We start from the raw sequence: 22,358 nt of genomic DNA on the forward strand, positions 1-22,358 counted from the left end.
GCTGAGAGTGAGAGCAGTCACGGTGGTGAAATCTCGCTTCCGATGTGAAGTTGCGATGGTCGAACGGTGTGGGTCGACCGGCGGGCGACCCGAACCGGCCGAACGGTCCCGGGCGGGTGGCCGCCCGCGCAGGGCCGGAGGGGAGGCCGAGGGCGGCGCCCGCCGCGGCGCCCGTGACGAGGAACCCCCGGCGGGAGAGGGAGGAACGATGGGGCTGCGCGAGCATGCGGCTGCTCCTTCGCGGTGCGGATGGTGCCGGTGGGGAGGGGCCGGGGCGGGCGCACCCCGGGGCAGGGATGCGATGCGGGCCGCCCCGGCCGGTTCGGGAGGGGCGCGTCAGATCAGCACACGCGGCCGGCGCCCGCGCGGGCGTCGACGAGTCCCGGGACGGCCTTCGCCGGGTCGACATGCGCCCGCAGGGTGGGCGTCCAGCCGGCGCCCGACTGGAGCGTCTCCTCCGGGATCTCCGCGTTGTGCACGGCGATCAGGTCGACGGCCTTGCCGTTGACGAGGTTGGCGTTCGCGGTGACCGGCGCCTCGTTCCACTTCTTGAGGATCTTCGCCGGGCTGATGCCCCGCGCCAGCGTGAACGCGTTGTGCTCGGCGACCAGCCGGGACTCCTTGCCGACGCCGTAGACGTAGCCCCACTTCTGGCCCTTGGTGACCACGAAGTGGTTGTTGTAGGAGTCGACCTGGCCGAACCGCACCCGGGGAGCCCGCTCGACGATGCCCTCGAAGCGGTTGTGGTGCAGGGTGACCTTCAGCTTGCCCGTGTCGTCGGCGGTGGCGCTGTCGCTGTTGCCGATCAGCATGGTCTTGTCGTGGTCGTCGAACGAGTTCCAGGACACGGTCACGTAGTCCGAGCCGCGCACGACGTCGAGCAGCCCGTCGTGCTGCTGGTAGATCTTGCCGAAGTAGGACGGCAACGCGCTGTCGGGGTACCTGCCGTCGGTCAGTGTGTTGTGGTCGACCCACACATGGGTGGAGCCGTAGACCACGACGCCGTCGTACTCACTGTTCCAGGCACCGGTCTTGTTGTCGTCGGCCGGATCCCACTGCGGGAAGCAGTCGATCGGGGCCTCGACGGTGAGGTTGCGGACGATGACGTTGTCGACGCCCTTGATCTGGAGGCTGCCGCCGAGGATCCCCGAGCCCTTCCCCACCCCGATGATGGTGGTGTTGGCGGGCACGTTCGCCTTGATGGTCTTGTCCTGCTGGGCGGCGGACGCGGCCCTCAGCTCCTCCTGCTCACCGCTGACCGGCTTGTCGTGCCCCCAGACGGCCGGGTCGTAGGCGGCGAGGTACTTCTGGAAGTCGTACCCCTCGGCCTCGAACGCCTCGCACCCCTGGGAGACCGCGTCGATCATCCCCTTCACCTTGATGATCCTGGGCGCGGACCCGCCGTCCTTCAGCGCGGCCTTGAACTGCTCCCAGGAGGTGACGGTGTAGACGTGCGCGGCGTCGGCGGCGGCACCGCCGGTGGTGCCGGTGCCGTACGCGCCCCACCCGTCGCCGGCCCCGAGGGTCTGGCGGGCCACGTCCCGGGGCTGGGCCTGCGCGCCGGTACCGCTCAGGGACAGCACGAGCGCGGCACACCCGACCACGACAGCGACTCTCCGCTGCATGGCATGATCATGACACTTGCGAACGTTCATGGTGCGGCTCTCTTCCTTCATCGTCGGGGGTGTTACGCGGCGGCTTCGGGCCAGGTGATCCAGGACTCCGGAATCGCCGCATCCAGCCGGCGCACATCGCGCGGCCCGAGCACCCGGGCTTTGAGCAGCTCCTGGGCCACCAGCCGGGCCACGGCGATCGCGCCCGGCGGATTGAAGTGCGTGTTGTCCTGCTCGTCCGCGGTCCAGTTGAAGTACTTCTTCGTCTCCTCGACCCCGAGCCGCTGCCACAGGGCGAGCGACAGGGCCTGGATGTCGAGCAGCGCGACCCGCTCCCGCGCGGCCAGCGCCCGCATGGCCGCCGGATACTCGCCGTGCGTCGGCAGGGCCTTACCGGCGGCATCGAACCGGCGCCGCTCCACGGACGTCGCCAGCACCGGGCGCGCCCCACGCGCCCGGGCCCCGTCGAGGTACCTGCGCAGATACTGCTGATACGTCGACCAGGGCTCGGTGTACCGGGTGGGGTCCTCCGCCTTCTCGTCGTTGTGGGCGAACTGGACGAGCAGGAAGTCCCCAGGCTTGATCGCGGAGAGAATCACATCGAGACGGCCCTCGTCGACGAAGCTCTTGGAACTCCGCCCGTTGACGGCATGGTTGGCGACCGCCAGTCCGTCCCGGAGAAAGAAGGGAAGGGCCATGCCCCATCCGGTCTCGGGCGCGGCGTCGGCGTATTTCTGGGCGGCGGTGGAGTCACCGGCGATATAGAGGGTGCGATTCCGGCGACCGGTGGCTTGTGCGGTACCGGTCGCGGAGAAGGCGAGAGGCACGGCGGCGACAGCGGCGACGGCGACCTGTCTTCGACTCAAGGACATGCGGAGTTCCTTCCAGCAAGGGGATTTTTCTTCTCAGGGGCGCGGGGAACTGCGCGACAAACCAGGGACGGCCCGCACCCTGCACACCACAGGCCGCCCCACGACGAAACCCAGCAACCAGAACTACCCGTTCTGCTGCTCCCACTCCTCCTGCGCGGTGTTCAGCTGCTCGGCCAACGTGTCCAGAAATTCCTTCGCACTCATCTTCCCGAGCAGCACCTTCTGGAAGTTCGGTTCATTGTCGGCCTTGGAAATGGTGTTCCAGTCCGGCAGGTAGTACGGCAGCTGCACGATCGTCGTCGACCCATCGGACAACGCGTCAGCGGCCAGCTTCGTCGGCTCGGCCTTCGAAATCCACGCGTCCCCCGCCGCGTCCGTGTTCGCCGGCACCTGCCCCGCGCTCTCGTTGAACTTCGAGTTCTCCGCCTTGGACGTGGCGAACTCGATGAACTTCCACGCGGCTTCCTTGTTCTTGCCGCTCTTGAACAGCCCCAGCCCGTCCACCGGGTTGGAGACCTGGACCCGCTTCCCGCCGGGCCCGGTCGGCTGCGGAATACCCCGGAACTTGTCGACCCCGAGCGCCTTCACATGGTCCTGGTACGAGCCGAGATTGTGGTTCAGCATCCCGATCGTTCCGGAATCCCACTGCGCGACCATCTTCGTGAAGTCGTTGTTGAGGTCGGCGGCGGGCGTGACCTTCTTGTACAGGCCCACGTACTTCTCCAGCGCGGCCACGTTCTTGGGGTCGTTCACCGTGGTCTTCTCACCACTGGGGTCCCAGAACGAGGTGATCCCGGACTGCCCGTACATGGCGTCCAGCGCCTGCGCGATGGACCCCGAGCCACCACGGATGGTGTACCCGAACTCGTTCTTGCCCTTGTTCGTGAGCTTGTCCGCCGCCGCGTAGAACCGCTCCCACGTCGTCGGCTCATCGAGGCCCGCCTTCTTGAACAGGTCGGTGCGGTAGTACAGCACACCGTTGTTGGCGGAGGTCGGGATCGAGTACAGCTTGTCGTCGCCGCCGCCGGCCGCCTTCAGCGACTCGACCATGTCCTTGTTGAGCTTGCCGTCGAGCGAGGACTTCGCGAGCCGCTCGTCCAGCGGTTCCAGCGCGCCCTGCGCTGCGAATCCCGCGAGCATCGCCGAGCCCACACCGCCGACGTCCGGCAGGCCGCCGCCCTGGAGGGCGGTGTCGACCTTGGACTGGTACTCGGTGGCGGCGATCCCGACGTACTCGACCTTGATGTCGGGGTTGGCCTTCTCGAAGTCGGCGATGATCTCCTTCCAGATCTCGGTGCGGACACCGCCGTTGTTGTCCCAGAAGACGATCTTCCCCTTGCCGCTCCCCTCGGACCCCTTGTCGCCACCGGCGCCGCTGCCGTCGTCACCGCAGGCGGTGGCGGTCAGGGCGAGCGCGGCCCCCAGGGCGACGGCCGTGGCGGCGCGCCTGCTTCTGCGAATGCTGATCTTCATTGGTCGGCTCTCTTCTTCTGGATCCAACTGGCTGTGACGGTGGGGGGAGTCAGTGGTGGCGGGCGTACGGAGCCCAGCCGTCCGTGCCCTTGAGGTAGTGCGCGACGGTGTGGGTCCGCGCGTCGGCGTCGCTCATCTGCGGCCGGTCCGCGGTCACACCCGCCCCCGGACCGTGGTTGCGGTACTCGGCGAACCGGGCGTCCTTCCACGAGAACCCGCTCATGTCGGTCCACGGCGCGGACTTGACCGCGGCAGGCAGCTCGGTGTCCCGGATCAGCACCTGGGCGACGGCCTCGGGCTCACCACCGGGGTGCCAGGGCCGTCCCAGGTGGAAGGAGCCGGCGGGCGCGTCGCTCACCACCTTCGACCTGGTGACGAGGAACCCGTACGGGTTGCCGGTCCAGGTCGAGGCGGCGGTGATGTAACCGTTGTTGGTGTCCGAGCCCCGGCTGAGCGCCCGGATGACCGACCGGTCGATCACGGTGGTGGCCCGGCCGTAGACGAAGTCGACGTCGCCCTCGATGTAGGAGTCGCGGACGTAGACCCGGCTGACGGTGGTCAGCTTGGGGCTGTCGGTCATCAGGGTGTCCTGGTTGCCCAGGAACGCGGTGTCCTCGAAGACGATCCGGTCGCCGGTCGTCTTCATCGCCAGCGCCTGCTCGCCCTTCAGCTCGACCGCGGCCTCGTCGAAGTCGTTGCTGAAGGTGAGGTTGCGTGCGATCACGTCGTTCGCGGCGATGCGTACGGTGGCGCTCCCGGTCGAACCCCCGTACTCGGCGGGCGTGTCGTGGACGATGACGGTGTCGGAGCGGTCGCGGCCGGTGCCCCGCAGCAGGACGTTCGGCTTGCTCGCGGGGATGTACACCTTCTCGCGGTACGTGCCCGGCGCGACGGCGATCTCCACGGGGGTGTCGTTGCCGTCGGGCACCGCGTCCACGGCGGACTGCACGGTCGGGTACGCGCCCGGGACGTGCAGCACGACCGGGCCGCCGATGCGCTTCTGCGGTCCGGAGAACCGCTTCACCAGCGCGGGCACGGCGGCGGCCGGGTCGAGCCGGTAGGCGTAGAACTCGCGCGGGTCGAACGCGGCGCCCCACGCGTCGTGCCGGCCCGTGGTCTTCCGCAGGATCGACCCGCGCTGCACCAGCTCGGCCGTCGCATCGGCCTGGTAGGGGTGCTGGACGCCGTCGTAGTAGCTGTTCTCGATGACCATCCTGGTCCGGCCGCGCGACCAGTTGCCGTACGTCCACACGGGGTCGCCGTCGGACAGCTGAGCGGACAGGTAGTTGTTGTAGAGGTGCGCGTAGGCGCAGTTGTCGGCGGACGGGTTGCGCTGCTTGGTGCCGCGGAACCAGTTGTGGTCGACGGTGATCTGCGTCCTGACGTTGGGCGTCCAGCCGATGCCGAACGTCTTGTTGTTGTTCGTGAACTGGTTGTAGGAGACGGTGACGTACTCGCTGTCCTTGCGGATGTCGAGCTGGCCGTCGCAGATGCGCGAGAACCGGATGTGGTCGATCCAGACGTGGTGCGCGGTGTCCAGCCGGATCCCGTCGAAGTCGGTGTCCTTGCAGTCCCAGTTGCCCTCGATGGCCGTGTCGCGGATGGTGAGGTTGCGGATGACGACGTTGTGCGTACCGGGGTCGAGGGTGAAGCCGCCGTGGACGATCTCGGCGGTGTCGCTCACGCCGATGATGGTCTTGTCGGAGGCGACGGGTATCTCCGTGCCGAACGGGTCCATCTCCACGGAGCCCTTGACGCGGATGACGTAGGGCTCCTCGGCCGCCGCGTACTTCGCCAGCGCGGCCTGGTCGGTGACGGTGACGATCTTGCCGCCGGACCCGCCGGTGGTGCCGCCGGCGAGGGAGGCGAAGCCGTGCGGGCGGTCGGTCCAGCGGTCCGGGGCGGGCGCGGTCCGCGCGGGCGGGGCTGCCTGGGCCTCCCCGATGGCCCCGAGTCCCAGCGCGGCGACGAGACCTAGCACGGCGGTCACGACCTTGCCGTGCCCGGGTCTCGAAAAGCGCTTGCTACGGAGGTGCGTCATTGCGGCTCCCAACAGGCGTACGGCTTCAGGTGCGTGACGAGGCGCTGATCCGGAACTGGGTGAAGGTCGCCGCGCCGGCGTGTCCCTGACCGGCGGGCGCGAGGGCGACCAGGCCGAGCAGGGCGCCGACCCAGCGCCACGGGGTGGCGGTGAAGACCGGTCCCGACGGGCGGAAGCCGTCGCCGGTGTCGGCCGAGAAGCGGCAGCGTGCACCCGCGCCGATGTCGATCCGCAGCCGGGCCCGCCCCTCGGTGGCGAGCCGGGGGTGTGCGGCGTCACGCTCGGCGTCCGCGACACCCTCGGCGAACCGGTGAACGAGGTGCACGGTCCCGTCCGTGCCCCGCTGGAGGCCGATCCAGCCGAACGCGTCCCCGAGGACCGCGAGTCCGGCCCGGGCCCCGGGCTCGTCGCTGTCGAGCCGCAGCTCCACCTCGACCCTGCAGGGCGTGCCGGGCAGCCGCTGGGTGAGCACGTTCGGCAACTTGCGCAGGTCGTGCGCGTCGGCCGAGCGGACGCAGGTCAGCCGCAGCCCGTCCCCCGAGTGCTGGGTGGCCCAGCCGTCGCCCGGGTTGGCGGTCCACTGCCACTGGCGTCCGTAGCGACCGCCGGGGAAGTCGTCGTCGGTGGCGGGCGCCGCCGGCGGCTGCGGCGGCAGCGCGGGCCGCTCGTGTACGGCGACGGGGGCGCCGTCGTCCCCGAGCACCGGCCAGCCGTCCGGGTCCCAGCGCATCGGCTGCAGGTGCACGACCCGGCCGTAGGCGCCGCGCTGCTGGAAGTGCAGGAACCAGTCCTCGCCGGACGGGGTGCGCACCCAGCCGCCCTGGTGGGGGCCGTTGACGTCGGTGTCCTTCTGCTCCAGGACGATCCGCTCCTCGTACGGCCCGAAGAAGCCGCGGGAGCGGAAGGCGCCCTGCCAGCCGGTCTCCACGCCGCCGGCGGGAGCGAGGATCCAGAACCAGCCGTCGTGCCGGTAGAGCTTGGGCCCTTCCAGGGTGAACCAGCCGGGGATGCGGTCGCCGTCGACGATCACCTTGCCCTCGTCGAGGAGTTCGGTGCCGTCGGGGTGCATGCGGTGGCCGGTGAGGCGGTTCTTGACGCCCGAGCGGGACTTGGCCCAGGCGTGGACCAGATACGCCTCGCCGGTCTCCTCGTCCCACAGTGGGCAGGGGTCGATCAGGCCCTTGCCGGGCTTCAGCAGGTGCGGACGGGTCCACGGGCCCCTGATCTGCGGGGCGTTGACCTGGAAGATGCCCTGGTCGGGGTCGCCCCAGAAGATCCAGAAGCGTTCGTCGTGATACCGGAGGGACGGGGCCCAGACACCGCAGTCGTGGCGGGGCTTCGCGAACTGTTCGGCCGGTTCGAGCCGTTCCAGTGCGTGGCCGACCAGGGTCCAGTGCACCAGGTCCCGGGAGTGCAGCAGCGGCAGGCCGGGGGTGCGGCCGAAGCTGGAGGCGGTCAGGTAGAAGTCGTCGCCGACCCGGACGACGTCCGGGTCGGACCAGTCCGCGTCGAGGATCGGGTTGCGGTAGGTCCGGGCGGTCACGGGCTCACCGCCTTGCGGACGAGGGCGGCCGCGGCGTCCCGCTCGAGACGGCCGTCGGCGACGACGGTGACGACCCGGCGCACGACGGTCTCGCCGGGCGGGACCGTCAGTCGCTCGTCGTACGCCAGTGAGGAGCCGACCCCCGGGTACTCCCCGGTGCGCACGAACCACGGGTCGCGGCGGGTCTGTTCGGTGGCGCCGGCGAAGACCAGCGTCCAGGTGCCGCCCCGGAGAGCGAGCCAGTCGGCGGGGCGGCCGTGGATCCGCTCCTCGCCCTCTTCCCCGGCCGTGAACACCTCCGGCGGGGCGGACTCCTTCCGGGCCCGCCAGAAGAAGCCGCCGTAGGCCGCTCCCGGGCGCCCGTTGGTCGCGGGGCTGCCGATCGACAACGGGATCCTGGTGACGTTGGTGAGGGAGAAGGTGAGGTCCAGCGCCCAGGCCTGGTCGGTGAGTTCGGTGGCCGCGACGGTACGGCGCTCACGCAGCAGCTCACCGCTCGCGGCCACCCAGCGCAGCTCCTCCACGAAGCCGTCCGGGTCGCGCAGCTGGAACGCGACGTGCCGCTGGGAGCCGTGGTTGTCGAGTTCGGTCGGGCCCTGGTCGCGGACGTAGGTGCGCCCGCCCCAGAAGTTGTACCCCTCGACGTCGGGAACGGCGACACCGACGCCGAGGTGGTGTGCGTGGTCGGCGGGGCTCAGCTCGGTGACCGCCGTACCGGTCAGGGTGGTGACGGGGTGCAGGTAGGGGCGCGGGGAGAGCCGGGCCGGCAGCTCGGGCCGGGTGACGTACCGGCCGACCGGCCGGCCCGCGACGCGCAGGACCGCGGTGTCGTTGCTGGTCATCGGGTGCTCACCTCGTCGGACAGATGGGCCCAGGGGGCGCCGAGCTCGGAGTAGAGGGAGAGGGTGTCGGCGGCGGCCGCGACGAGGCCGTCGATGCCGGGCACGACCCGGCGGTTCTCGTCGGGGATCCGGTGCCAGGCGCTGTCCGGCAGCGGTGCCGGGTCGGGGGACGTACGGATGGCCTCGACGACCTTCATGAAGGCACCGGTTTCGTCCGGCGGGACCAGCAGGTCCGCGCCGGTGGTGAGGTGAGCGACGAGGTTCTCCAGCAGGTCGGTGCGGCCGTGGTCGGACTCCTCCGGGCCGTGGCCCGCGCGCTGGAGCAGCACGCGGTCCTGCTTGTACCAGAAGGTGATCCGGCCGGTGCTGCCGTGCACCAGGACGTACGGCTCGTCCGCCTCCTCGGCGCACAGGGTCGCGGCGACGGTGACCGGGTGGCCCTGCGCGGTGGTGATCCGGACGCAGGAGGTGTCGTCGGACTCGATGGCGTTGGCCCGCAGCAGTTCAGTCTCGATGCCGGTGACGTCCTCGGCCCGGGTGCTGCCGCCCAGGGCGAGGGCGGTGGCGACAGCGTGGGCGAGCGGGTTGGTCAGCGCCCCGTCGATCACGTCCACGCCGTTCAGCCGCCGCTTGCCCGCCCAGGGCGCCCGCCGGAAGTAGTCCTCGTCCCGCACCCAGGCACCGGCCCCGCCGAGCCCGACCAGCCGGCCGATCGCGCCCTGGTCGATCAGCTCGCGGATGGCCGCCAGGGCGTGCGACCCCAGCGACTGGAAGCCGATCTGGCAGACGACACCGGCCGCGGCGACCCCGTCGGCCATCCGGCGAAACTCGGCGTAGGAGGGGGCGGGCGGCTTCTCCAGCAGGAGGTGCACGCCCCGCTCGGCCGCCGTGAGCGCGAGGTCGGTGTGGGTCGGGATGGGGGTGCAGATGACGGCGATCCGGGCGCCGGTGGAGTCCAGCAGGGCGCCGAAGTCGGCGGACTGCTCGGGGGTGCCCAGGTCGCCGAGCTCCTCCTCGGTCAGCGGCGTCAGCTCGCAGACGCCGGCCAGCCGCACGATGCCCTTCTTCTGCAGGCGGCGGATGTTCTCGACGTGCCAGCGGCCGTGCCCGCGGGCGCCGGCGAGGACGACGGGCAGGGGGGTGCTCAGGGGTGCGCTCATGGCGTCGATGATGCGACCGGTCACCGGATCCTCCCCGCCCCCGCGCCGCGGGCCACCGCCCGGTCGGCCGTCGCGGCGCTGTCGATCCGTCCGTGCAGGGCGGGGGTCCAGCCGACGTCGCCGGTCAGATCGCGCTCGCTGCCCGAGTTGTAGGCGTTGTGGATGGCGAGCAGGTCGACCGGGAAGCCGTTGAAGAGCGTGCCGCTCTGGTGCAGGGCGCTGCCGTTCCAGCTCTTGACCAGGTCGGCGACCTCCACGTGGCCGGGGGCGTGGAAGGCGTTGTTCTCGGCGTAGATCCTCGACTCGGTGGAGACGCCGAGGGAGTAGCGGTAGTCGTCGCCGGCGATCTCGTAACGGTTGTCGTAGACGTGCACCTGGCCGAAGCGGACCCGAGGGGCACGCTGGACGACCGACTCGAACGCGTTGTGGTGCAGGGTGACCCGCAGCTTGCCCCGGTCGCTCGTCGCCGTGTCGCTGTTGCCGATGAGCATCGCCTTGTCGTGTCCGGCGAACCGGCTCCAGGAGACCGTCACCAGGTCGGAACCGCCTGTGATGTCCAGCAGGCCGTCGTGGCGCAGGTAGTTGCGGGCGAAGTAGGTGGGTTCCTTCGCGTCGGGGTGGCCCTTGTCGCTCAGGGTCACGTGGTCCACCCACACATGGGTGGCTCCGGTCAGCCAGATGTTGTCGTAGGCCGTCTTCCAGTCGCCGAGGCCGCCGGTGTTGGGCTGCCAGACGGGGAAGCAGTCGTAGGCGTCGCGCACGTCGAGGTTGCGGATGATCACGTTGTCCGCGTTCCTCACCTGGAGGCTCGCGCCCTTCAGGACGGCCGAGTCGCCGAGTCCGACGATCGTGGTGTTCGAGCCGACGGGCAGCACGATCCGCTCGGCCTGCCGGGCGGCGGAGGCCTGGCGCGCCTCCTCCTGGGGGCCGCTGGGTTTGGCGGCGCCCCAGGTGCGGGGGTCGTACGCGGCGAGGTACTTCTTCAGTCCGTAGCCGCCGGTGGCGTAGTCGGAGCAGTCCAGAGGGTCGCCGTCGTCGTCGGTGTTGGCGTCGATGGTCCCGGCAATCCTGATGGTCTTCGGGGTGTCGCTGCCGCCGTCGAGGGCGCGGACCAGTCCGGCGCGGTCGGTGACGGTGAAGACGTGGGCGTCGTCGGCGGCGGCACCGCCGGTGGTGCCCGGGCCGTACGCGGCCCAGCCGTCGTTCGCCGGGAGGGTGTCGCGGCCGATGTCGCGGGTCTCGGCCTGGGCGGGGATGCTCAGGACCCCCAGCATCAGGCCCGCCAGTGCCACCTGAAGCGGTCTCATCCCTTCACCGCCCCCGCGCTGAAGCCGGTGATCAGCCACTTCTGGATGAAGGCGAACACGATCACGACCGGCACGGCCGCGATGATGCCGCCCGCGGCGAGCGCGCCCAGGTCGACGCTGTCGGCGCTCATCAGGGAGTTGAGGCCGACGGGGATCGTCTGCTTGTCCTGGTTGTTCAGGAACATCAGGGCGAACAGGAAGTGGTTCCAGGAGTGGACGAAGGCGAACGAGCCGACGGCGATCAGGCCGGGCCGCAGCAGCGGCAGCACCACGATCCGGAAGGCCGTCATGCGGTTGCAGCCGTCGACCCAGGCCGCCTCCTCGAGGGAGTACGGCACGTTCTTGATGAAGTTGCTGATCAGGATCATCGACAGCGGCAGCTGGAAGACTGTCTCGGCGAGGATGACACTGCCGAGCGAGTTGATCATCTTGAGCTCGGCGAAGATCTCGAACAGCGGCACCAGCAGCAGCGCGCCCGGTACGAACTGGGAGCACAGCAGCGCCAGCATGAACCCGCGCTTGATCTTGAAGTCGAACCGGGCGAGGGCGTAGCCGCCGGCCAGCGCGACCAGCGTCGTCATGAGCAGGGTGGCGACGCCGACGAGGACGCTGTTGGCGAAGTAGGTGCCGAAGCTGCGCTCCGTCCACACCTTCTCGAAGTGCTCGAAGGTGATCGGCCAGGGCACGAGCGAGGTCGAGCCGGCCGGGCGCAGCGAGAAGAGCAGGATCCAGTAGAAGGGGATGAGGGTGAAGAGCAGGTAGATGCCCAGGGGCAGGTAGATCTGCCAGCGCGGGGCCTCGTCCCAGGCGCGGTTCTTCTTGGCGGGCCGGGGCGGTTCGGGGGTGACGCGCACGGGAGCGGGCGCCGCCTTGGTGGCTTCCTTGACGCTCACTTGTTCTCGCCTCCGAACTTGCTCAGCCGCAGGTAGACCATCGAGCAGAAGAGCAGGATCACGAACGCCACGGTGGTCAGGGCCGACGCGTAGCCGAAGTTGTGGGCGTCGACGGACGTGTTGGCGATGTACAGCGGCAGGGTGGTCGTCTCGCCCGCGGGGCCGCCGCCGGTGAGGGTGTAGAGCAGGTCGACGTTGTTGAACTCCCAGACGGCCCGCAGCAGTGTCGACAGGATGATGGCGTCCTTCAGGTGGGGCAGCGTGATGTGCCAGAACTGCTTGAGGCGGCTGGCCCCGTCGACCTCGGCGGCCTCGTACAGGTCCTTGGAGACGGACTGGAGGTCGGCGAGGATGAGGATCGCGAAGAACGGCACCCCGCGCCACAGGTCGGCCACGACCGCCGCCGGGAACACCGTGGAGGTGTCCGACAGCCAGCTCGTGCCGTAGGAGCCGATGCCCATGTCGGCGAGGTAACGGGTGATGCCCGTCTGGGAGTTGTAGAGCAGCACCCAGATCGCGGAGGTCAGCACGCCGGAGACGGCCCACGGGGAGAAGACCACGGCACGGCCCAGGCCCCGGCCCACGAAGGTCTGGTTGACGATGAGCGCCAGCGCGAGACCGAACAGCAGCTGGAGGCCGACCTCGACGAAGACCCACTTGGCGCTGAAGACCAGCGTGTCCCAGAAGACGGGGTCCTTCGTGAAGGCGTGGACGAAGTTGTCGAAGCCCGCGTAGCCGTTCCGCCACGGCTTGGTGGGGTTGTAGTTCTGCAGGCTGTAGTAGAAGACGCTGATGACCGGGTAGGCGATGAAGCCCAGCATGAGCAGGGCGGCCGGCGCGATCAGCAGGTACGGGAGCCTGCGCGGTGTGGCGGAGGCACGGCGCCGCCGGGGTGGCGCGGGCGGTTTCGCCACGGCTGCGGCTTGGGCCATGACAGGGTCTCCGATCTGGGTACGTCTCGGTGCGGCTTGCTCGCGTGGTGCAGGAAGCGCTTTCTCGGTATGCGGAGGTCGGCCCCTGTTCGCGGTACGGGGCGCCTCTTGCTGTAGTGCGGCGGGTGCGGGTCCGGTGGGGCTTGTCGCGCAGTTCCCCGCACCCCTGGGTGGGACCGGTCAACCGGCGTAGGGATCCGGGGCCTTGCCGGGCCTTGCCAAGAACTCGAAGTCGCAGCCGGTGTCGGCCTGGGTGATCTGGTCGTTGTACAGGGCGCCGTAGCCGCGCTCGTAACGGGTGGGCGGTGGCGTCCACTCCGCCCGGCGGCGCTCCAACTCCTCGTCGTCGACGTGCAGATGGAGCGAGCGCGCTTCGACGTCGAGGGTGACGGAGTCCCCGGTGCGGACCAGGGCGAGCGGTCCGCCGATGTACGACTCGGGGGCGACGTGCAACACGCACGCGCCGTAACTGGTGCCGCTCATCCGGGCGTCGGAGATCCGGACCATGTCACGGACGCCCTGCTTCAGCAGGTAGTCGGGCAGCGGCAGCATCCCGTACTCGGGCATGCCCGGACCGCCCTTCGGACCGGCGCCCCGCAGCACGAGCACATGCTCGGGAGTGATGCCGAGCGAGGGGTCGTTGATGGTGCGCTGCATGGTCTTGTAGTCGTCGAAGACGACGGCCGGACCGGTGTGCTTGAGCAGGTGCCGCTCGGCGGCGATGTGCTTGATGACGGCACCGTCCGGGCAGAGGTTGCCGCGCAGCACGGCGACCCCGCCCTCCTGCGCGACCGGGTTGTCCCGGGTCCGGATGACGTCGTCGTTGTGGACGACGGCGCTCTCGATCTGCTCCCCCAGGGTTCCGTTGACGGTGGGCCGGTCCAGGTGCAGCAGGTCGGTGATACGGGAGTGGAAGGCGGGCAGACCACCGGCGAAGTAGAAGTCCTCCATGAGGTACGTCTGTCCGCCGGGCCGGACATTGGCGAGCACCGGTACGGTGCGGGCGATGCGGTCGAAGTCGTCGAGGGTGAGTTCGACCTGGCAGCGCCCTGCCAGCGCGATCAGGTGGATGACGGCGTTGGTGGAGCCGCCGAGCCCGAGCACCGTGGTGACGGCGTCCTCGAAGGCCTCGCGGGTGAGAATCCGGGACGGCTTGAGCGCGGTCCAGGCGAGGTCCACGGCGCGGCGCCCGGAGGCGGCGGCCATCCGCTCGTGCCCGGAGTCGACGGCCGGGATCGAGGAGGCGCCCGGCAGCGTCATGCCGAGGGCTTCCGCTGCCGCGGTCATCGTCGACGCGGTCCCCATGGTCATGCAGTGACCGGGAGATCGCGCCAGCCCGCCCTGCAGATCCCGCAGTTCACAGTCGGTCAGATTGCCCGCGCGGTGCTCGTCCCAGTACTTCCACATGTCGGTGCCGGACCCGAGGGTCTCGCCGCGCCAGTGCCCCGGGAGCATCGGCCCGGCGGGGACGAAGATCGACGGCACATCGGCCGAGGCCGCGCCCATGAGCAGCGCCGGCGTCGACTTGTCGCAGCCTCCGAGCAGCACCGCCGCGTCGATCGGATACGACCGCAGCAGCTCCTCCGTCTCCATCGCGAGCAGGTTGCGGTAGAGCATCGGGGTCGGCTTCTGGTACGTCTCGGAGAGCGTGGCGACCGGGAACTCCAACGGGAAGCCGCCGGCCTGCCACACTCCCCGCTTGACCGCCTCGGCGCGCTCGCGCAGATGGACATGGCAGGGGTTGATGTCGGACCAGGTGTTCAGGACGGCGATCACCGGGCGGCCCCGGTACTCCTCGGCCTCGTAACCGAGCTGGCGCATACGGGCGTTGTGCGACCAGGTGCGCAGCTGGCCCTCGACGCCGTACCACTGGTGGCTCCTGAGGTCCTCGGGACGCTTCGGGCCGGTCATATCGACCACCCGGCGGCGATGGCGGCGACCTCGGCCCGCTCGCTCTCCGGCAGCGGCCTGCTCGGCGGGCGGACCTCGCGGCGGCACAGTCCGAGGGAGGCGAGGGCCTCCTTGACGACGGTGACGTTGTTGGCGGAGCCGCTGTCCGCGCGCAGTTCCTCGAAGCGGCGGATCTGCTCCCAGACCTTCATGGCGGCCGGGTAGTCGCCGGAGCGCAGCGCCTCGATCATGTTCAGGGAGACGGCCGGGGCGACGTTGACCAGCCCGGAGGTGAAGCCGGTGGCGCCCGCGGAGAAGTAGGAGGGGGCGTACGGCTCGGCGAGCCCCGCCACCCATACGAACCGTTCGAGGCCCGCGTCCCGGGCGAAGGCCGCGAACCTGGCGGCGTCCGGCACGGCGTACTTCACGCCGATGACGTTCGGGCAGTGGTCGGCGAGTTCGGCGAGCCGGGCCCCGGTGAGCTGCGGGTTGCGGATGTACGGGACGACGCCCAACTCGGGCACGGCCTCGGCGACGGCGCGGTGGTAGTCGACCCAGCCGGCCTGCGAGACGTAGGGGTGGACGGGCTGGTGGACCATCACCATCTGGGCGCCGAGCTCGCGGGCGTGCCGGGCGGAGGCGACGGCGGTCGGGACATCGTGCCCGACCCCGACCAGGACGGCGGCCCGGTCCCCGGTCTCGTCGATGGTCAGCTCGGTGACGAGCCGGCGCTCTTCGGGGGTCAGGGCGTAGAACTCGCCGGTGTTCCCGTTGGGAGTGAGGGTCGTGATGCCGCCGTCGAGCAGACGGCGCAGCAGGGCCCGGTAGGTGTCCTGTTCGACGGAGCCGTCCTCGGCGAACGGGGTCACCGGGATCGCCACCACGTCGGCCAGGGCCGCCCGCTGGGTCTCGAACGCCACGCTGCTCATTCCTGACCTTCCTGTTCCAGTCCTGCCTCGGGGAACGCGCGCCGCACGAAGGACGCGATGTGGGAGTGGAGGGCGCGGGCCGCGCCGTCGGCGTCGCCGTCGAGGGCGAGCCGGAGGATCTCGCGGTGCTCGCCGGCCTCCCGCTCCCAGGAGGGCGAGGCGGCCCAGGCGACGGCGGAGACCAGGGCGGCCTGGTCGCGGACCTCGTCGAGCATCCGGCCGAGCAGCGGGTTGCCGCACGGCAGGTACAGGGCGCGGTGGAACTCCCGGTTGGCGAGGGAGCGTTCGGCGGTGTCGGTGGCCTCGTCGGCCCTGGTCAGCGCGGAACGGGCGGCGTCCAGGGAGGCACCGCGCTGGACCGCGCGCTTCAGTGCCTCGGGTTCCAGCAGCAGCCGCACGTCGTAGACCTCGCGCGCCATGTCCGCGTCCACCATGCGCACCGTGACGCCCTTGTACTGGCTCATCACGACCAGTCCGGTACCGGCGAGGGTCTTGAGCGCCTCGCGCACGGGGGTCTTCGACACCCCGAACTGCGCGGCCAGCTCGGTCTCGACCAGGGCCTGGCCCGGCGTCAACTGCCCGGTGAGGATGCGGTGTTTGATCCCCTCCAGCACGTACTGCGTGCGGGAGGGGATCGGCGTGGGCACAGAGGTCATGCGCGCCTCTCGGATCTCGCGTATCGCGTCTCATATATGACGTACGAAGTACGACGCGATGACGGTAGGAGGGCGCGCGGGGTTCGTCAATGCTTTCGGCCAAGGAAGTAGCAATCGCTTTCTACAACCTGGGCGTCCACCCCGGCTGCCGCCCGCTCAGCCCCACCGCCCGGTCCAGCAGCGCGGCGTCCGCCCCGACGTCCACGACGGGGCCGAAGATCTCGCCGCGGCCGGGGTCGTCGGCCGCTGCCGCGAGGAAGTCGTGGCAGGCCTGGAGCGCGGCGGGGTCGGGGGCGTAGGACTGGCCGGTCGCCCGGGCCAGGTCCCAGCCGTGGATCACCAGCTCGTCGATGGCGACCAGACCCGCGATCTCGCCGGGGAGGTCCACGCTTCCGGCGCGGGTCATGCCGGTCCAGGCGGCCGGATCCCGCCAGGCCTCGGCCATCTCGCCGAGCGCCTTGGGCAACTCCTCGCGCCAGCCGTGCCCGAGCTCGGGCACGGTGGAGCCCGGACGGGTGTCGGTGGTGACGCCCAGGTCCTTACGGCCGGCGTCGCGGAAGGCGATGGCCAGCCCGGCCAGGTGGGCCAGCACGTTGCGCACCGCGTACTTCGGGCAAGGCGTCGGGGCCGCCAGCTGTTCGTCGGTGACGCCTTCGGCCAAGTGCGCCACGACCGCCGCCTGCGGTCCGAGGTCGAGGGTAGGGGTCGTGTCGGTCATCGGCTGCTCCTCGTGGTTCCGTTCCTGGGTGGTAGACCGGCTCCGGCCCCGGAACTCATCGCGTCGCCGGAATCGTGGCCCATGGTCGGCCGACCTAAAATGAACATAGGGGTTATTTCAGGCATCTTCAGTGACGGGTGGTGCGCGATGACACAGGACGTCGGGCTGAGACTGCATCTGGAGTGCGAGCTGGCGGATGAGCCCGTGCGCGTGTTCCGGGAGCTGACCGACCCCAAGGAAGTGGCCCGCTGGTGGGGCCCTGACGGGTTCAGCACCCCGAGTGTGGAGATCGACCTCCGCCCCGGCGGCGCCTACCGGATCGCGATGCAGCCCCCGGAAGGCGAGCTGTTCTACCTGGTGGGCGAGTACATCGACGTCCATCCCCCGGTAGGCCTGTCGTACACCTTCCGCTGGGAGGATCCCGATCCCGACGACCGGGAGACGGTGGTGACGCTGTCGCTGTACGACACCGACGTCAGACAGTCTCATCTCACCCTCGACCAGGGCGACTTCGCCACTGAGCGGCGGCGGGCCCTCCACGAGGAGGGCTGGGTTCAGGGCCTCGGCAAGCTCGGGGAGATGCTCGCCATACAGTGGGACTGATCGGACTGATCATCCCGACGGGAACTAAGGCACTCTCCCGATCCCTCGGCGCCATCCTTAGTCCCACGATGGCCAGGCATGACGACCAAGACGACCTGGCCTCTCCTGCCCGTACTGCACGACCGCGAAGCGGGCCTCTGCCTCGCCGCGGTGGTGGTCTCCGGCTTCGGCACCTCTGCCCTGTGGCTGGCGTCCGGCGTGTGGGTGAAGGACCTCACCGGCTCGGACGGCCTGGCCGCGCTGTGCATGCTCGCCATGTGGCTGCCGGCCCTGGCAGGTCCACTGCTGGGCACCGTCGCGGACCGCCGGCGCCGCAAGCCGGTGCTGATCGGCGTGAACGTGCTCCTCGCCGCCCTCCTGCTCACCCTCGTGGGTGTCGACGCGCCGGGCGAGCTGTGGCTGCTGTACGCGGTGCTGTTCGTGTACGGCGCGGCGGGCGTCGTCCATGACGCGGCCGAGTCGGCGCTCGTCGCGACCGCCGTCGGCCCGGAGCTGCTGGGCGACTTCAACGGCCTGCGGATGACGGCCACCGAGGGCATGAAGCTCCTGGCCCCGCTGGCGGGCGCGGGCCTCTACGCCGCGTACGGCGGTGCGAGGGTCGCCATGCTGGACGCGGCTACGTTCGTGCTGGCCACGGGGCTGTACGCACTGCTGCGCGTACAGGAGGAGACGCCCGCGCCGCCCTCGGGCAACCGCCGGGAACAGACGGCCGAGGGCGCCCGTCACCTGTGGGGGCACCCGGGCTTGCGTCCCCTGGTCGTGGCGGGCGGCGCCACCATGCTGTTCGCCGGCCTGAACGGGGCGCTGGTCTACGCCGTGGTCGACGACCTCGGGCACTCCCCCGCGTACGCCGGTGTGCTGTACGCCGTTCAGGGTGCCGGGTCGGTGGTGGCCGGTCTGCTGTCCGGCCCCGCCCTGCGGCGGCTGGGCGCGCGACGCTTCGCGGCGTACGGCATCGCGCTGCTGGCCGTCGCGGTGGCCCTGCGGGCGGTGCCGTCCGACCTGCCCGCGCTGGTGTGCAGCGCGGCGATCGGCGCGGGCCTGCCCGCGGTGCTGATCGCCACGCTGACCTCGGTGCAGCGCGAGACACCGGGCCCGCTGCTGGGGCGGGTCACCGCCACGGCCCACACCCTGGTGTACACGCCGAACGTGCTCGGGCTGGCCGCCGGGGCGGCGCTGGTCGAGCTGGTGAGCCACCGGCTGGTTCTGGTGGCCCTGGGCGCGGCCCTGCTGGTGACGGCGGCCCCGCTGTTTCAGCGCCCGTCGAGGGCCGGGGCGGCCTTCGACCGGTGAGGGCGCCCCGTCGCATCGGCCCCCGAGGGCCGAAACATCCCCGACCCGCCGAGCGGCGGCCGGCCGGGCTGCTCGGGCAGGCGCCCCACTGCCCCAGCACCCGACGGAAGCCGAGCGCCCCCGACCAGTGACACCACACCCCGCCACATCAGCACCCTGCAAGAGCCCGGACCGCCTCCGCCCGGCGAAGGCGGCCCGCCACCTCAGCGCCCGGCCAGCGCCGAGCGGACCGTCTCCAAGTCGTCGTCGGACGCCAGCCCGGCGTGGTACAGCCGCAGTTCCGTGGCGCCGAGCCGCTGTGCCTCGGCCGCGTCGGCGGCGAGGGTGCCGGGGTTGCCGCCCATGCCGGAGACGACGGGGAAGTTGGCGGCGATGACGGCGCCCTCCTTGCCCTGCCGCGCGAACGGCGTCAGCGTGCCGGTGCCGCCCGCGCAGGGCACGACCACACCGTCCGCCACGGACAGGATGTGCGCCGGGTCGACGCCGGGGTTGGCGCCGACGTGGTAGGACACCGGGTCCGCGTGCAGCAGCACCTGGAAGTCGCCGGGGGCGGCGGCCCGGACCGCCGCGACGGCCTCCTCCTGGAGCGTGCGGGCGGTTGCCTCGCGGTACGCGCGCGTGGTGTTCGCGAGCGTCTCGCCGAGGAGCTTCTCGATACCCGGCCAGCCCCCGTCCGAGGGCGCGCCCTGCCACACCGGCTCCAGCGCGGTCCGTACGGCGGCCGCCAGCTCGTCGGCGTCCAGGCCGTGCCGGCCGTAGCCCTCCCGGCAGGACGTGCAGAAGCAGAGCGCCATCAGGTACTGCCCGGCGTCCCCGAGGCCGACGCCGCCGGTCTTGTCGTGGGCGTGCAGGTGTTCCAGGCCGTACCAGCCGAGGGACTCCAGCTCGGTGCCGCGCGCCCCGGGCCGGACGGCCGCCTCCGCCGCCAGGTCGATCAGGTACGCGCGCGTGGCCGGCTGGGCGATGCACGGCGCCCACGGGTAGCGGTCGCCGTAGGCGTTGACGACCGAGGTGCCGGGGTGCTCGGCGCCCAGCCGGGAGTTGTGCGCGAGGACGACCCAGGTGTGCACCTCCAGACCGGCTTCGGTGAGCGCGGCGGCGGCCTCGCCGAAGGCGTCCCCGGGGGCCCAGCCGCCGGCCGGGTAGGGGCGCAGCTCCCGCCCGTCCCAGCGGTCGCCCGCCGGGTACAGCACGGCGGCGTGCTCGGCGGTGACGATGCGGTGGCGCGGGTGGCGGGGCGTGAGCGCGCGGGTGGAGTGGTAGGCGGCGGCGAGCGTCACCTGTTCCACGCCGAGAGCGGCGATCCGCGCGGGCGCCCCCGGGTCCCCGTTGACGTCCCAGGGGTAGACGAATGCCGACGCCTTCACTTGGCCTCCTCCAGCAGCGCGTAACCGCGTTCGATCAGTTCGGCGAGCTGCTTGACATGATCCCCGGTCGGCTCGTGCAGCGGCGGCCGCACCTCGCCCACGTCGAGCCCGCGCAGCCGTACACCGGCCTTGACGAGGGCGACGGCGTAGCCGCGGCCCTGGGCGCGCAGTTCGACGAAGGGGCGGAAGAAGCCGTCCAGCAGCTTCTCGACGGTCGGCTCGTCGCCGGTCCTGAGGGCCTGGTGGAAGGCGAGGGCGAGCTCGGGCGCGAAGCAGAACACGGCGGAGGAGTAGAGCGTGACGCCGAGGGCGCGGTAGGCGAGCTGGGTCTGTTCGGCGGTCGGCAGGCCGTTGAAGTAGAGGAAGTCGCCCGGGACCTCGGAGCGTACGGCGCTGACGATCCGCTGCATCAGATCGAGGTCGCCGAGCCCGTCCTTGAGGCCGATGATTCCGTCCGTGCGGGCCAGTTCGACGACGGTCTCCGGGGTGAAGACAGCGTTGTCGCGCTGGTAGACGACGACGGGCAGGGAGGTCGCGGCGGCCACCTCCCGGTAGTGCCGCAGCAGCCCCTCCTGCCCGGCGACGACGAGGTAGGGCGGCATGGCGAGCAGCCCGTCCGCCCCGGCGGCCTCGGCGAGGCGGGCGTAGCGCACGGCGAGCGCGGTGCCGTACCCGGCGCCCGCGACGACCGGCACGCGCCCTTCGGCCGCCTCGACGGCCGCCCGCACGCAGCTCTCGAACTCCTCGGGCGTGAGCGCGTGGAACTCGCCGGTGCCGCAGCAGGCGAACACGGCGGCGGCCCCGGCCTCGACCCCGCGTCGTACGTGCGTGCGGTAGGTGTCGAGGTCCACGGAGCCGTCGGGACCGTAGGCGGTGACCGGGAAGAACAGCGGTCCGCTGGGGATGTTGAGTCGGGCGGCGAGAGGGGCTGACGTCACGAGCTCTCCCGGTTCCATATTCATGATTGCCGTCTATATTTCTGAACGACCCCACGCTAAGGCGCCGCCTCGCCGCCGGTCAAGCGCGCGAACCCGCGACACACCTGCGGATTCGCCACTTCCGCGACACACTTGACGCGCTCCGCCTCGCCTTCATAGCGTGTCCACGCATATGAATGCCGTGCGCTCATGTGCACAATGGCCGATTCAAGGAGAACCGAGGATGCCCGCTCCCCGCACCGTTCTGCTCACCGGCGCCGCCGGCGGCCTCGGCACCCTCATGCGGGACCGGCTCCCGGACTACGGCTACGAGCTGCGCCTGCTCGACATGCGCCCCGTCGAGGGCGAGCCGGGCGCGATCGTCGCCGACCTCGCCGACCGGGACGCCCTGCGCGAGGCGGTCCGGGGCGTCGACGCGATCATCCACCTCGCGGGCATCTCCCTGGAAGCCCCCTTCGAGAAGATCGTCAAGGCGAACATCGAGGGCACGTACCACCTCTACGAGGCCGCCCGCGAGGAGGGCGTCGGCCGGATCGTCTTCGCCTCCTCCAACCACGCCGTCGGCTACACCCCGCGCCCCGAGGGCGACGCCCCTCACGATCCGGGAGCGCTCATCCCGATCGACACCCCGCGCCGCCCGGACACCTTCTACGGCCTGTCCAAGTGCTTCGGCGAGGACCTCGCCCAGCTCTACTGGGACAAGCACGGCCTGGAGACGGTCTCGGTGCGGATCGGCTCCTGCTTCCCCGAGCCGACCAGTGTCCGCATGCTCTCCGTGTGGATGAGCCCCGCCGACGGCGCCCGCCTCTTCCACGCGGCCCTGACCGCCGAGCACGTCGGCCACACCGTCGTCCACGGCTCCTCCGCCAACACCCGGCTCTGGTGGGACCTGACCTCGGCCCGGGCACTCGGCTACGAGCCGCAGGACGACTCCGAGCCGTTCGCCGGGAAGCTCATCGCCGAGCAGGGCGAGCTGGAGCCGGGGAACGAGGCGCACGCCTACCTGGGCGGCCAGTTCGTGACGGACCCGCCGATCTGGCCGTACTGACCGGATCAGAGTCGTGGCGCCCGGGCGGGCGGGCAGAGAACGGGCCCGCCCGCTCGGGCATTCGGGCACGGCCCGGAAACAGTCGGGCAGCGCCGCCAGGGGCGCGGGGAACTGCGCCACCAGCCACAACGCACCCGCGGACGGCCCCGGCCTCCCCGCGGCACTCCGCACACCCGCACGACCGAACGGGCACACACGGGCAGGATCACGCCCGCAACAGACCTGGCCACCGCGGAACAC

At 71.0% G+C, this 22,358-nt stretch carries 20 protein-coding genes; 3 read left to right on the top strand and 17 right to left on the bottom strand.

Annotation, left to right across the window (positions count from 1 at the left end; genetic code table 11):
* The 15 genes from ABZ016_RS41485 to ABZ016_RS41555 all read right to left on the bottom strand — a co-directional run.
* On the bottom strand, window positions 1-409 hold a 409-nt coding region (locus ABZ016_RS41485; protein ID WP_356921966.1), incomplete at its 3' end, for a twin-arginine translocation signal domain-containing protein.
* Entirely contained in the window at window positions 342-1,655 is a 1,314-nt protein-coding gene (locus ABZ016_RS41490; RefSeq protein ID WP_356921967.1) for a polysaccharide lyase family 1 protein, read from the bottom strand. The genes ABZ016_RS41490 and ABZ016_RS41485, both read right to left, overlap by 68 nt.
* Window positions 1,656-1,687: 32 nt before the next feature.
* Entirely contained in the window at window positions 1,688-2,485 is a 798-nt protein-coding gene (locus ABZ016_RS41495) for a rhamnogalacturonan acetylesterase (RefSeq protein ID WP_356921968.1), read from the bottom strand.
* Between the two features lie 123 nt (window positions 2,486-2,608).
* The gene (locus ABZ016_RS41500) at window positions 2,609-3,958 is read right to left on the bottom strand and encodes a sugar ABC transporter substrate-binding protein (protein ID WP_356921969.1); all 1,350 of its coding nucleotides are present in this window, start codon (window positions 3,956-3,958) and stop codon (window positions 2,609-2,611) included.
* 49 nt (window positions 3,959-4,007) lie between these two features.
* Window positions 4,008-5,999: a pectinesterase family protein gene (locus ABZ016_RS41505; protein ID WP_356921970.1), complete on the bottom strand. Its 1,992-nt coding sequence runs from the start codon at window positions 5,997-5,999 to the stop codon at window positions 4,008-4,010.
* Window positions 6,000-6,024: 25 nt separating this feature from the next.
* Window positions 6,025-7,542 carry a family 43 glycosylhydrolase gene (locus ABZ016_RS41510; RefSeq protein WP_356921971.1) on the bottom strand — a complete coding sequence of 506 codons (1,518 nt, stop codon included), beginning with the start codon at window positions 7,540-7,542 and terminating at the stop codon, window positions 6,025-6,027.
* Complete coding sequence (locus tag ABZ016_RS41515; protein WP_356921972.1) at window positions 7,539-8,384, bottom strand: PmoA family protein; 846 nt, start codon at window positions 8,382-8,384, stop codon at window positions 7,539-7,541. Before ABZ016_RS41515 ends, ABZ016_RS41510 begins: the two co-directional genes overlap by 4 nt.
* A complete protein-coding gene (locus ABZ016_RS41520; protein WP_356921973.1) occupies window positions 8,381-9,544 on the bottom strand; it encodes a Gfo/Idh/MocA family oxidoreductase in 1,164 nt (387 codons plus the stop codon). The genes ABZ016_RS41515 and ABZ016_RS41520 overlap by 4 nt, the downstream gene beginning before the upstream one ends.
* 20 nt (window positions 9,545-9,564) lie before the next feature.
* A complete protein-coding gene (locus tag ABZ016_RS41525; RefSeq protein ID WP_356921974.1) occupies window positions 9,565-10,851 on the bottom strand; it encodes a pectate lyase in 1,287 nt (428 codons plus the stop codon).
* Window positions 10,848-11,744 (bottom strand): carbohydrate ABC transporter permease, encoded by an 897-nt coding sequence (locus ABZ016_RS41530; protein WP_356921975.1) that lies wholly within the window; start codon window positions 11,742-11,744, stop codon window positions 10,848-10,850. The genes ABZ016_RS41525 and ABZ016_RS41530 overlap by 4 nt, the downstream gene beginning before the upstream one ends.
* Window positions 11,741-12,676, bottom strand: coding sequence for a sugar ABC transporter permease (locus ABZ016_RS41535; RefSeq protein ID WP_356921976.1), 936 nt, complete (start codon window positions 12,674-12,676; stop codon window positions 11,741-11,743). The genes ABZ016_RS41530 and ABZ016_RS41535 overlap by 4 nt, the downstream gene beginning before the upstream one ends.
* A gap of 180 nt (window positions 12,677-12,856) precedes the next feature.
* Window positions 12,857-14,587, bottom strand: a complete 1,731-nt coding sequence (araD, locus tag ABZ016_RS41540; protein ID WP_356921977.1) for an L-arabinonate dehydratase — start codon at window positions 14,585-14,587, stop codon at window positions 12,857-12,859.
* Complete coding sequence (locus ABZ016_RS41545; RefSeq protein ID WP_356921978.1) at window positions 14,584-15,495, bottom strand: dihydrodipicolinate synthase family protein; 912 nt, start codon at window positions 15,493-15,495, stop codon at window positions 14,584-14,586. The genes araD and ABZ016_RS41545 overlap by 4 nt, the downstream gene beginning before the upstream one ends.
* On the bottom strand, window positions 15,492-16,151 hold the full coding sequence (locus ABZ016_RS41550; protein WP_356921979.1) for a GntR family transcriptional regulator: 660 nt from the start codon (window positions 16,149-16,151) through the stop codon (window positions 15,492-15,494). The genes ABZ016_RS41545 and ABZ016_RS41550 overlap by 4 nt, the downstream gene beginning before the upstream one ends.
* A gap of 121 nt (window positions 16,152-16,272) precedes the next feature.
* The gene (locus tag ABZ016_RS41555) at window positions 16,273-16,869 is read right to left on the bottom strand and encodes a TIGR03086 family metal-binding protein (RefSeq protein ID WP_356921980.1); all 597 of its coding nucleotides are present in this window, start codon (window positions 16,867-16,869) and stop codon (window positions 16,273-16,275) included.
* 147 nt (window positions 16,870-17,016) lie between these two features.
* Between ABZ016_RS41555 and ABZ016_RS41560 the strand changes: the two genes are divergently transcribed.
* Together ABZ016_RS41560 and ABZ016_RS41565 are read left to right on the top strand one after the other, a co-directional pair.
* Window positions 17,017-17,472, top strand: coding sequence for an SRPBCC domain-containing protein (locus tag ABZ016_RS41560; RefSeq protein WP_356921981.1), 456 nt, complete (start codon window positions 17,017-17,019; stop codon window positions 17,470-17,472).
* Window positions 17,473-17,550: 78 nt separating this feature from the next.
* Window positions 17,551-18,765, top strand: coding sequence for an MFS transporter (locus ABZ016_RS41565; RefSeq protein ID WP_356921982.1), 1,215 nt, complete (start codon window positions 17,551-17,553; stop codon window positions 18,763-18,765).
* 203 nt (window positions 18,766-18,968) lie between these two features.
* Here ABZ016_RS41565 and ABZ016_RS41570 read toward each other — a convergent pair whose 3' ends face one another.
* Together ABZ016_RS41570 and ABZ016_RS41575 are read right to left on the bottom strand one after the other, a co-directional pair.
* Window positions 18,969-20,132 carry a hypothetical protein gene (locus ABZ016_RS41570; protein ID WP_356921983.1) on the bottom strand — a complete coding sequence of 388 codons (1,164 nt, stop codon included), beginning with the start codon at window positions 20,130-20,132 and terminating at the stop codon, window positions 18,969-18,971.
* Entirely contained in the window at window positions 20,129-21,070 is a 942-nt protein-coding gene (locus ABZ016_RS41575; protein ID WP_356921984.1) for a 5-dehydro-4-deoxyglucarate dehydratase, read from the bottom strand. The genes ABZ016_RS41570 and ABZ016_RS41575 overlap by 4 nt, the downstream gene beginning before the upstream one ends.
* 223 nt (window positions 21,071-21,293) lie before the next feature.
* Between ABZ016_RS41575 and ABZ016_RS41580 the strand changes: the two genes are divergently transcribed.
* Window positions 21,294-22,118: an NAD(P)-dependent oxidoreductase gene (locus ABZ016_RS41580; protein ID WP_356921985.1), complete on the top strand. Its 825-nt coding sequence runs from the start codon at window positions 21,294-21,296 to the stop codon at window positions 22,116-22,118.
* Window positions 22,119-22,358: the final 240 nt, after the last annotated feature.

Origin of the sequence: Streptomyces sp. NPDC006372 (genome assembly GCF_040612515.1) — a bacterium.
Classification (GTDB): domain Bacteria; phylum Actinomycetota; class Actinomycetes; order Streptomycetales; family Streptomycetaceae; genus Streptomyces.

Excerpts from the sequence above, each read along its gene's own strand:
- ABZ016_RS41490 (WP_356921967.1), bottom strand. The coding sequence starts at position 1,655 with ATGAACGTTCGCAAGTGTCATGATCATGCCATGCAGCGGAGAGTCGCT.
- ABZ016_RS41495 (WP_356921968.1), bottom strand. The coding sequence starts at position 2,485 with ATGTCCTTGAGTCGAAGACAGGTCGCCGTCGCCGCTGTCGCCGCCGTG.
- ABZ016_RS41500 (WP_356921969.1), bottom strand. The coding sequence starts at position 3,958 with ATGAAGATCAGCATTCGCAGAAGCAGGCGCGCCGCCACGGCCGTCGCC.
- ABZ016_RS41505 (WP_356921970.1), bottom strand. The coding sequence starts at position 5,999 with ATGACGCACCTCCGTAGCAAGCGCTTTTCGAGACCCGGGCACGGCAAG.
- ABZ016_RS41515 (WP_356921972.1), bottom strand. The coding sequence starts at position 8,384 with ATGACCAGCAACGACACCGCGGTCCTGCGCGTCGCGGGCCGGCCGGTC.
- ABZ016_RS41520 (WP_356921973.1), bottom strand. The coding sequence starts at position 9,544 with ATGAGCGCACCCCTGAGCACCCCCCTGCCCGTCGTCCTCGCCGGCGCC.
- ABZ016_RS41525 (WP_356921974.1), bottom strand. The coding sequence starts at position 10,851 with ATGAGACCGCTTCAGGTGGCACTGGCGGGCCTGATGCTGGGGGTCCTG.
- ABZ016_RS41535 (WP_356921976.1), bottom strand. The coding sequence starts at position 12,676 with ATGGCCCAAGCCGCAGCCGTGGCGAAACCGCCCGCGCCACCCCGGCGG.
- araD (WP_356921977.1), bottom strand. The coding sequence starts at position 14,587 with ATGACCGGCCCGAAGCGTCCCGAGGACCTCAGGAGCCACCAGTGGTAC.
- ABZ016_RS41545 (WP_356921978.1), bottom strand. The coding sequence starts at position 15,495 with ATGAGCAGCGTGGCGTTCGAGACCCAGCGGGCGGCCCTGGCCGACGTG.
- ABZ016_RS41550 (WP_356921979.1), bottom strand. The coding sequence starts at position 16,151 with ATGACCTCTGTGCCCACGCCGATCCCCTCCCGCACGCAGTACGTGCTG.
- ABZ016_RS41555 (WP_356921980.1), bottom strand. The coding sequence starts at position 16,869 with ATGACCGACACGACCCCTACCCTCGACCTCGGACCGCAGGCGGCGGTC.
- ABZ016_RS41560 (WP_356921981.1), top strand. The coding sequence starts at position 17,017 with ATGACACAGGACGTCGGGCTGAGACTGCATCTGGAGTGCGAGCTGGCG.
- ABZ016_RS41565 (WP_356921982.1), top strand. The coding sequence starts at position 17,551 with ATGACGACCAAGACGACCTGGCCTCTCCTGCCCGTACTGCACGACCGC.
- ABZ016_RS41580 (WP_356921985.1), top strand. The coding sequence starts at position 21,294 with ATGCCCGCTCCCCGCACCGTTCTGCTCACCGGCGCCGCCGGCGGCCTC.